This window comes from Bacillota bacterium, from assembly GCA_012837285.1.
In the GTDB taxonomy this organism is placed as follows: Bacteria; Bacillota; DTU030; order DUMP01; family DUMP01; genus DUNI01.
In genome coordinates, this window is the sequence record DURJ01000192.1 from 1 (window position 1) to 6,208 (window position 6,208).

General features: G+C 52.2%; 5 protein-coding genes. 2 read left to right on the plus strand and 3 right to left on the minus strand.

The features are described from left to right. A partial coding sequence (locus GX016_10570) for a Glu/Leu/Phe/Val dehydrogenase (GenBank protein ID HHT71984.1) occupies positions 1 to 1,005 on the minus strand: 1,005 nt, incomplete at its 3' end. Positions 1,006 to 1,247: 242 nt separating this feature from the next. Here GX016_10570 and GX016_10575 point away from each other — a divergent pair. Then, the gene (locus tag GX016_10575; protein HHT71985.1) at positions 1,248 to 2,849 is read left to right on the plus strand and encodes an FAD-binding protein; all 1,602 of its coding nucleotides are present in this window, start codon (positions 1,248 to 1,250) and stop codon (positions 2,847 to 2,849) included. A gap of 84 nt (positions 2,850 to 2,933) precedes the next feature. Here the strand turns inward: GX016_10575 and GX016_10580 are convergent, their stop codons facing one another. Both GX016_10580 and GX016_10585 read right to left on the minus strand, forming a co-directional pair. Then, positions 2,934 to 3,872: a radical SAM protein gene (locus GX016_10580; protein ID HHT71986.1), complete on the minus strand. Its 939-nt coding sequence runs from the start codon at positions 3,870 to 3,872 to the stop codon at positions 2,934 to 2,936. Positions 3,873 to 3,961: 89 nt separating this feature from the next. After that, positions 3,962 to 4,867, minus strand: coding sequence for a fumarylacetoacetate hydrolase family protein (locus tag GX016_10585; protein HHT71987.1), 906 nt, complete (start codon positions 4,865 to 4,867; stop codon positions 3,962 to 3,964). Positions 4,868 to 5,347: 480 nt separating this feature from the next. Here GX016_10585 and GX016_10590 point away from each other — a divergent pair. Continuing rightward, a partial coding sequence (locus GX016_10590) for a hypothetical protein (protein ID HHT71988.1) occupies positions 5,348 to 6,208 on the plus strand: 861 nt, incomplete at its 3' end.

A 6,208-nucleotide genomic window follows, 5' to 3' on the forward strand; every position in this document is an offset into this window, starting at 1 on the left:
CGCATTAGCGGCTTCGTAGGGAAGAATGTCTCTCTCTTTGGCCAGAGCAAATACCTGAAGCAGAATATTATAGATGTTAGCTGCTTTGGCCAGGGCCCGCTCCTTGTTGTAGCCGCCGGAAGCCATTTCTTCGGCCGCATTGATTACCCCGCCACCGTTGACAATAAAATCCGGTGAATACAATATGCCCCGCTCAGCCAACATCCGGCCGTGTTTAGACTCCAGCAACTGGTTATTGGCCGAGCCGCAAATGATCTCGGCCCTAAACTGGGGAATGGTATCATCGTTTAAGATACCGCCCAGGGCACAAGGTGCGAAAATATCGGCTTCCGTGGAAAACACCGCTTCCTCCTCAATGGCGGTGGCACCAAGTTTCACCGCTCGGTCTACCTTGTCTGCCATGATGTCCGATACGTATACGGTAGCCCCAACTTCCAAGAGTTGCTCAATTAGGCTGAGACCGACGTTTCCTGCCCCTTGCACCACAACCTTTTTGCCGTTCAGATCATCACTGCCCCAGCAATGGTTAGCGGCTGCCTTCATGGCATAAAAGACACCGTAGGCAGTGACCGGAGAAGGATTGCCGCTCTTGCCCGGAACTCCGATCACATGGCTGGTTTCTTCCATAATCACGCCGATATCTTCTTGCGAGCACCCCACATCCTCACCGGTAACATAGCTTCCGCCTAGACTCTCCACCAGCCAGCCAAAAGCGCGAATCATATCTGTTGTTTTTTCTTCGTTAGAATCCACCATGATAACGGCTTTGCCGCCACCGTAATCCAGACCCATGGCCGCGTTCTTGTACGTCATACCCCGTGACAGTCTCAGGACATCAAATAGAGCTTCTTCCTCGGTTTGATACGGCCAAATGCGCAACCCACCCACAGCCGGCCCCAGTGCCGTGCTGTGGACAGCAATGATGCTACGAAGTCCAGACCCCTCGTCATAACTGAAAACTATCCGTTCGTGACCGTAACTTGCCATCTCCTTCAAAATAATCATTGCCAGCAGCCCCCATTCTAAGTAGCTCATTAGAAGTTACCCAACAGCTCGAAACCTTCTGACAGCTCAAGTTACCGATCTAGTCCGCAACTAGGCTGACACTTCTATATTCGCCGTCTATTTACGTCCTCCTGCCTGGATAGCAGCAATTCCCTCTATAATGAACATTCAGCGGTGAAGGATTATTGGAATGGTCCCGCCAATATATCCCATATAGTCTTGATGAAAAGGAGGCCCCGACAATGTGGGACGTTGTTGTTATCGGTGGTGGCGGTGCGGCTTTGTGTGCCGCCTTAAGCGCTGCCGAGGCCAGCAGCCATGTTCTTGTACTCTCAAAATCCAAGCTGGGACTGGGAAACTGCACGGCTGTGTCCCATGGCGCTTTTAGCTTGGGAGTGGGCGGGTTTGATCCAGACAAGCATCGGGAAATAACCAGGGAAACAGGCCGCTGGATCAATGAACGGAAGTTAGTGGAGATTCTCACTGCCGAGGGTCCGGACGCGGTACGGGGTCTTGAGGCCTACGGGGCAAGATTCAAAATAACCCCTGGTCTGGCTTCAGTCGTCCCGTACGCTGCACGGGAGATGGTAGCTGGGACGGCCTTCACTCTACCGCTGGTGCAAGCAATACAAAATAACCCTAACATTCAAGTGCGAGAACAAGCCCTGGTCACAGACATTCTCGCTGACGCCCATGGGGCCTTAGGGGTAGAATATCTTGACCTTGTAACCGGTACCGAAACACAGATTGCCGCACAGGCGACAGTAGTGGCCACCGGCGGTGCCGGGCAGATTTATGCCCGGACAGATAACCCTGTCCGTACCACCGGTGATGGTTATGCTCTACTATACAACTTGGGACTTGAATTGAAAGACATGGAGTTTGTTCAATTCTTCCCTCTAAGCTTTGCCGACGAAGAGCTGCCTGGTTGTCTTATCCCAATTGCACTCATTGACAAGGTGCCCCTTACCAATAATCAAGGAGAAGAGTTTATCAAAGAGAAGCTGCCCGAATGGGGCCTAGAATCCGGAGCCGGAGCGGGTCGATACGCTCGCGATCGCTCGGCCCGGGCAGTAGCGAAAGAGATTGCAGCCGGCCGGGGCGCCTTTCTACACCTTAACCTGTTACCGGAAGCAGCCTGGGACAGCGGTATTGTGGCTGATCTGGCGCGCATCGCCCGCCCTAGAATTGACCTTAGACGCGAGCCGGTTAAAGTTGCGCCCACCCAGCACTTTTTCTGCGGTGGCGTTATCACTGGCACTGAGGGACAAACAAAGATCCCCGGCATCTTTGCCTGTGGCGAAGTAACCGCAGGGGTCCATGGGGCCAATAGGGTCGGAGGCAATGCCCTCACGGAGCTGGCAGTTTTTGGGTTACGGGCCGGGAAAGCAGCGGCATCATATGCGCGCGAAGCCAAGAGACGGTCTAAGGAGCTTCCTGTTGGAAACATCAGCTCCCGCCGTAACAAGTGGGATCAAAGCCCAGGACAAAGCCCCAGAGAATTCAAGCAGCAACTGCAAAAGCTATCCTCTAGTTACCTAGGAGTACTGCGCACAGCCCCTGGGCTTAAGCTGGCTCTGGAAAAACTGCAGGAACTGGGCACCACCATGGAAAATTTCAGTGCCCGGGACCCGAACGCATTTCAAGAAGCAGTGGAGGCAGAAAACCTATACCTAACCACACTCATGGTCGCCAATTCCGCGCTTCGACGCGAAGAGAGCCGTGGTGTTCATTATCGCGAAGACTTCCCCACTGAAGATAACCACAACTGGCGCCGCAGCATCATGATTTTTAAAGGTGAAAATAGAAGTCCCTGGCTAAAAGAAGGGCCCCTTTTAAACTAGGTGACATGGGCATATCATTTTACCTCACTGTCTATTGCTCCAATGCTGAAAGCTGTATGAAAAGAGGAGTGCCAGCATCCCCAATTACAGCGCCTGCACCCTACCAAGCCCAGCCCTGCGGGCGATGTCCAGCGCCTCCCGGTATTCTTTAGTTGTGATTCTGCGCCCGAGCACCGGGTGGCCGACGGCCTGATAGTGGGGTCGGTACTGGGCCATTATGTTCACGTAAGTGTTCTTGGATATATTCTCGGCGATGAACTGCATCACTTTCTCGGTACCGGCCAGCCCGCCAGGTAGGACCAAGTGCCTTACCAACAGACCGCGGACGGCGACGCCTTCTCGATCCAGCATCAAATCCCCCACCTGCCGGTGCATTTCCTTGACAGCGGCAAAGTTCACTGCCGGATAGTCCGGCGCCAGCGAAAACTCCTTGGCCGGCGCCGGCTCCCCGTACTTCATGTCGGGCATATAGATATCCACCACGCCGTCCAGAAGGCGAATGGTTTCCAAGGAGTCATATCCGCCAGTATTGTACACCATCGGAACATTAAGTCCCTTGTTGGCCGCCATTTTTGCCGCAGCCAGGATATTGGGCACCACGTGGGTCGGGGAAACCAGATTCACGTTATGGCAGCCCATGGCCTGGACCCGGAGCATCATGCGGCTGAGCTCTTCGTCGCTAACCTCGTGGCCCTCACCTAAGTGGGCGATATCGTAGTTTTGGCAGAAGATACACCTAAGATCGCAGTGGGCAAGAAAGATTGTGCCTGAGCCCCCGGTGCCAACAAGAGGCGGTTCCTCGCCAAAGTGCGGACCCACGCTGGAGACAATGGCGCGGTCGGCAGTTTTACAAACGCCCACAGTAGGCGGTTCCGATGGCTGAAATCTCAGGGCCCGGCAATGCCTAGGGCATAACAGGCATGGGGACCCCAGCTCCCGGGCCTTTTGTATCTTCTTGTCCCACTGCTCCTCACTGAGAGAAAGATAGACAGGCGGACGCGGATCAACTGTGAATGACCTCATGGGCAGCATACCTCCTCTTCGAGAAAGCTTGCCCCAAACGGTGGCGCTCAATAAGATCAGTGACGGCAGTCAACCCTCAAGATATTGTTCTATCTTTTTGTTGCCACACCATTTCTCAGTACGCCCAAGCCCTCGATCTCCACCTCCACTGTGTCCCCGGGGCGTAAAAAAAGCGGAGGTTTGCGGGCAATACCCACTCCGGCTGGGGTGCCGGTGGCAATGACATCTCCGGGTTCTAAGGTCATAAGCTTAGATAAGAAAGATACCAGATGGGAAACCCCGAATATCAGATTCCGTGTGTTCGAAGACTGCATGGTTTGTCCGTTCAGCCGTAGTTCTATCTTCAGGTGTTCCGGGTTTCGTATCTCATCTTTGGTCACTAGCCACGGCCCCATGGGCGCAAACGTATCCAAGCACTTACCTTTCATCCACTGTCCGTCACGCATCTGCAAATCCCGAGCGCTAACGTCGTTCAAATTGGTATAGCCGGCCACATATTCCAATGCCACTTGTTCAGCAACGCTAGATGCGCGCCGGCCAATCACCACCGCTAATTCGGCTTCGTAGTCAACTTGGTCGCTTAGGCCAGTGGGCAAGAGAATATTCTCTTCTGGCCCGATTATAGCGTTTGCATATTTACCGAAGATAACCGGTTCTTTCGGCAGCGGCAAGCCAGTTTCCTCGGCATGGTCACGGTAATTCAGGCCAATACCGATGACCTTGTTAGGGTTAGTAATCGGCGCCTTCAGCACCACTTGGTCTAAAGGCGCACCTGCTTTTGTTAGCCACTTCGGGTTGCTTTGCGCCTTTTGCTCCACTTGAAGTGCATACTTTAGTCCGTTTTCTAGCGCCAAGAACGTCTTCATATCCCAGCCTTCCTGCAGGTATCGTCCCTCGCCAATGGCGTCCATACCCGCCGAAAGATCTACTACAAAGTCGCTAACAACTATACCGATACGAACTTCCCCTTGTTTCTCATAAGTTACTAGTTTCATACCTGTTCTCCTTTCCGCTGGCTTAGCTATCTTATTTCGTGCAGGGAAGCTTTTTCCCTGCAATTGAGACTAACTGGGAAATGCTGTTGTAGTCCTTCACCCAAGGTTTCCCACAGCCCAAAGAGTTGGTAGTAGGAACAATTGACAAAGGCAAACTCCTTCTATCGGTTCAAGAAATAGAAGGTAACATGCCCCTCTGGAAGAAGTATTACTGCGCACACTAAAAACTAAGAGCTACAACTGAATAGCTCTTAGTTTTTTCTGATATCTGCAGATGAGTAGCAGGAAGTGCATCAAACTATATCGAAGTATGTTATATATTGTAATATTCCTGCTATGACGTAACTCATTCAACTTCTGCCTTTCGTCCGTGCCCTTTACTGCAGACATTACCGCAACAGTGACATATACACCTCGCTGGAGATACAGATTTTCTGAGTGAAGTATTATGCTCTAGATTCCGTGAGGAGGCGTTTGCAGTTGGTCCGTCTTCTGATTCTTCTCTTACTATGGTTATTCTTGCGCTCACGGACCAAATTAGGTCGGAGCAAACAACAAAGCACCGGTGACGCCACACAACAAAGCCAGAGACTGCCTTCAAAAGCCGCGCTGCAAGATCTGGATAATATCACTGACAAACCAAGGAACAGCAACCCCTACCACAAAGGTAACAAAACACCGGCAGTGCTAAAACCCAACCAACAAAAAGAGGCTTTCGGTACACCTGGACAAATAGGTTTTGTGCATGACCTCAAGGTCGGATGGATGATGCGCAAGATTGAAAGGGAAAAAAGGGAAGTTACTGCCACCGAGGACCTTTCTTCATCGCCAACTAGAACCTCCTCTGGGTTACCGAAGAAGTTGTCGTATGAGCCCCCTGGGGCTGGGTATGCCCAAAGGTCCAACAAGCCGGCCACGGGAGCAATTGCAGGCAAGTTAACTGGTGAAATGCAATCCTCGCCTACTTCAGAGAGTCAGCTAACACTTAACCACAAATACCAGCCTGTACAAATACCGAATCCTGAGAAGATCCAAGCGGAACTGCGCCAACAGGTATCTGAAACCGTAACAACGCTCAAGAAAAGCTCGCCTAGGAACACATGCCCTGCATGCAGCCAGCAGTCGACCCCACCTTTAGGAGCATTGTCTTCCAGTCCTGCCCCGGCGTCCCCCAAAAATGGCCCCGTTGTACCAACAGCCACTCCACCTCAATCCAAGGCTGCCGCCCCAAAACATAGTAGTTGCACTACACCAGCAACAACCCTGCCCACGACCGAAACTGCTAAGAACGGTATCGAAGTCCCCACAAATAAACCATTGACTAGCGTCAATAAGTTCAAC